Below are 3,346 nucleotides of genomic sequence, written 5' to 3'. Positions count from 1 at the left end.
CGTCGATCTGCAGGCGGTCGAGCCGATCCCGGGGGTGGAGGTCCACCGTCTCGATTTCATGGAGGAGGGCGCCGACGACGCGATCAAGGGCTGGCTCGGTGGGCGCGCCGACGTGGTGATGTCGGACATGGCGGCGGCGTCCTCGGGCCACAAGCAGACCGATCACCTGCGCATCGTCGCGCTCTGCGAGGCGGCCGCCGCGCTCGCCTTCGACGTGCTGGAGGAGGGGGGCACCTTCGTCGCCAAGGTCCTCGCCGGCGGCGCGGAGGGCGCGCTGCAGGCCGAGCTCAAGCGCCGCTTCGCGCGTGTCGTCAACGTCAAGCCGCCCGCCTCGCGCGCCGACAGTGCCGAGAAATTCGTCGTCGCCACCGGTTTCCGCGCCGGCGCGGACGATTGAGCCGGCGCTGTCATCCGCGCGTCGCGCGGGGTTCCTATCCGTGGCATCATATCCCATGCTGCAGGGCAGCGCGACGGACTCGGAGACCCGGATGCACCTCGAGAACAGGACCTTCGACGAACTTGAGATCGGCGATACCGCGGAACTCACGCGGCTCTGCACGCTCGACGATCTTCTGATCTTCGCCAACGTCTCGGGCAACCACAACCCGATGCACATTCAGGACCCGGACGGTCCCGGCCCGCGCGAGCCGGTCGTGCCCTCGATGTTCGTGGGCGCGCTCGTCTCGGCGGTGCTGGGCAACGTGCTGCCCGGGGCGGGGACGCTCTACCGGCACCAGACGCTCGAGTTCCGTGATCGCGCGGAGGCGGGCGACGAGCTTCTGAGCCGCGTCACGGTGACCGGCAAGACCGCGGACGAGGGCACCGTGAGCCTCGAGACCGAGGTGCGGCGCGTCGCCGACGATGCGCTGGTGATGCGCGGCGAGGCGGTGGTCGAGGCCCCGCGCGAGCGGCTTTCCTACGACGACAAGGACCTGCCGGGGCTGATCGTGCAGCGCCACCGCCATTTCGAGGCGCTGATGCGGAAGGCCGACGATCTGCCGCCGCTGCCGATGGCCGTCGTCGCCCCCGAGGAGGAGAACGCCCTCGGCGGCGCGCTGCTCGCCGCGCGGCGGGGCCTGATCGACCCCGTCCTGATCGGCGCGCGGGCGAAGATCGAGGCGGTGGCCGAGGCCGCCGGCGAGGACATCTCGGGCGTCGAGATCCACGACGAAGCCGATCACGCCGCGGCGGCCCGGCGCGGCGTCGCGCTCGTGCGCGAGGGGCGCGCGGGCGGGCTGATGAAAGGGCATCTGCACACCGACGTCCTGCTGCGCGCGGCGCTCGACAAGGAGACGGGCCTGCGCGCGGGGCGGCGGTTCACGCATGTCTTCGTGATGGACGTGCCGGGGCTGCCGCATCCGCTGCTCGTGTCGGACGCGGCGATCAACATCTCCCCCGATCTCGACTGCAAGATGGACATCGTGCAGAACGCGATCGAGGTGGCGCGCGCCATCGGGATCGAGCCGCCGCGCGTCGCGGTGCTCTCGGCGATCGAGACGGTGAATCCTGCGCTGCCCTCCTCGATGGACGCGGCGCTCCTGTCGAAGATGGCCGACCGGGGGCAGATCACGGGCGGGCACGTCGAGGGGCCGCTCGCCATGGACAACGCGGTCGACATGGGCGCGGCGCGGACCAAGGGCCTCGGCAACTCGGAGGTCGCGGGGCGCGCCGAGGTGCTGATCGCGCCCAACCTCGACGCGGGCAACATGATCGCCAAGCAGCTGACCTTCATCGCGCACGCGGAGGCTGCGGGCGTCGTGGCGGGCGCGAGCGCGCCCATCGTCCTGACGAGCCGCGCCGACGACGAGATGGCGCGCCTCGCCTCCTGCGCGGTGGCCGCGCTGCATCACCGCAGGCTGACGGAGGAGGCGGAATGACCGACCATGTGCTCACGCTGAACGCCGGCAGCTCCTCGCTCAAGATCGGGCTCTTCACCGCCGCGGCCGAGCCCGAGGTCCGCGCCGAGGGCGCGGTGGAGCGCATCGGGGGCGAGGCGGCGCTGACCCTCGCCGACGGGGCGGGCGCGACGCTCGGCACGCGCGACCTGGGCGACGCGGGGGCGGATCATGCGGGCGCGCTCGACGCCGCGCTCGCGATGCTGCGCGAGCATGTCCCCGAGGCCGGCATCGCCGCCGTGGGCCACCGGGTCGTGCACGGCGGGCAGGACCACGATGCGCCGGTGCGCCTCGACGACGACGTTCTGGCGCGGCTCGCCGAGCTCGAGCCCTTCGCGCCGCTGCATCAGCCGCACAACCTTGCCGGGGTGCGGGCGGCGCGCGCGGCCTTTCCGGAGGCGGTGCAGGTCGCCTGCTTCGACACGGCCTTTCACCGCCATCACCCCTTCGTCAACGACGTCTTCGGCCTGCCGCGCGACCTCTACGACCGGGGCGTGCGGCGCTACGGCTTCCACGGGCTGAGCTACGACTACATCGCGGGCGAGTTGAAGCGCGCGCATCCCGCGCTGCACGCGGGCCGCGTCGCGGTCGCGCATCTCGGCAACGGGGCCTCGATCTGCGGCATGATCGAGGGTCGCTCGGTCGCTTCCACCATGGGCTTCACCGCGCTCGACGGGCTGCCGATGGGCACGCGCGTCGGCCAGCTCGATCCCGGGGTGGTGCTGCACCTGATCGAGCAGGAGGGGATGAGCCCAGCAGACGTGACCGAGATGCTCTACAAGCGCTCGGGGCTTCTGGGCCTCTCCGGCATCTCGAACGACATGCGCGCGCTCGAGGAGGCGGACGACCCCCGCGCCGACGAGGCGATCGCCTATTTCACCTTCCGCATCCGGCGCGAGATCGGCGCGATGGCGGCGGCCATGGAGGGGCTCGACGGCATCGTCTTCACCGGCGGCATCGGCGAGAACTCGGACCGCGTGCGCCGCGAGGTCTGCGCGCCCATGGGCTGGCTGGGCGTGACCATCGACGCGGCGGCGAACGCCGCCGGCGACCGGCGGATCGACGCCGGCGCGCAGGTCGGTGTGCTGGTGATCCCGACGGACGAGGAGCGGGTGATCGCCCGCGCGGCCGCCGCCGCGCTCGGATGACGCACACGGACCGGGCCCCCGACAGGCGCGCGCTCAGGCGGCGCGCGCCTGCGGTTCCGCCGCCAGCAGGCCGTCGATCTCGGCCCTGATGCGCGCGGCGGCTTCTTCCTTGACCGGCCCGTAGCCGCGGATCTCCATCGGCGCCTCGAGGATGCGCGCCCAGCGATCGGCGGTCTCGGGCGTGGCCTCGGCCGCCGCGCGATCCATCAGGCCCTCGTACCAGCCGATCAGCGCGCGCTCCATCCTGCGCTCGGCGGTATGGCCGAAGGGATCGGCCCATGTGCCGCGCAGCCGCTTCATCGG

4 protein-coding genes are annotated in these 3,346 nt (G+C 72.7%); 3 read left to right on the top strand and 1 reads right to left on the bottom strand.

The window, feature by feature from the left end; translation table 11 throughout:
- The 3 genes from ACESL7_RS14590 to ACESL7_RS14580 form a co-directional block, all read left to right on the top strand.
- Positions 1–397 (top strand): SAM-dependent methyltransferase (locus ACESL7_RS14590; protein ID WP_372894026.1); only part of this gene is annotated, 397 nt, incomplete at its 5' end.
- Positions 398–488: 91 nt separating this feature from the next.
- Complete coding sequence (locus ACESL7_RS14585) at positions 489–1,877, top strand: bifunctional enoyl-CoA hydratase/phosphate acetyltransferase (protein ID WP_372894027.1); 1,389 nt, start codon at positions 489–491, stop codon at positions 1,875–1,877.
- The gene (locus tag ACESL7_RS14580) at positions 1,874–3,043 is read left to right on the top strand and encodes an acetate/propionate family kinase (protein ID WP_372894025.1); all 1,170 of its coding nucleotides are present in this window, start codon (positions 1,874–1,876) and stop codon (positions 3,041–3,043) included. The genes ACESL7_RS14585 and ACESL7_RS14580 overlap by 4 nt, the downstream gene beginning before the upstream one ends.
- 33 nt (positions 3,044–3,076) lie before the next feature.
- Here ACESL7_RS14580 and ACESL7_RS14575 read toward each other — a convergent pair.
- Positions 3,077–3,346: DUF6537 domain-containing protein (locus ACESL7_RS14575; RefSeq protein WP_372894024.1), on the bottom strand; the 270-nt coding region annotated here is incomplete at its 5' end.

The organism is Rhodosalinus sp. (genome assembly GCF_041685465.1).
Classification (GTDB): Bacteria; Pseudomonadota; Alphaproteobacteria; order Rhodobacterales; family Rhodobacteraceae; genus Rhodosalinus.
Note: the sequence above shows the minus strand (reverse complement) of the source record. Positions and strands in the feature narration are given on the sequence as shown.

Bases quoted from the DNA above. Each gene is read 5' to 3' on its own strand.
- ACESL7_RS14580 (WP_372894025.1), top strand. From the start codon at position 1,874: ATGACCGACCATGTGCTCACGCTGAACGCCGGCAGCTCCTCGCTCAAG.
- ACESL7_RS14585 (WP_372894027.1), top strand. From the start codon at position 489: ATGCACCTCGAGAACAGGACCTTCGACGAACTTGAGATCGGCGATACC.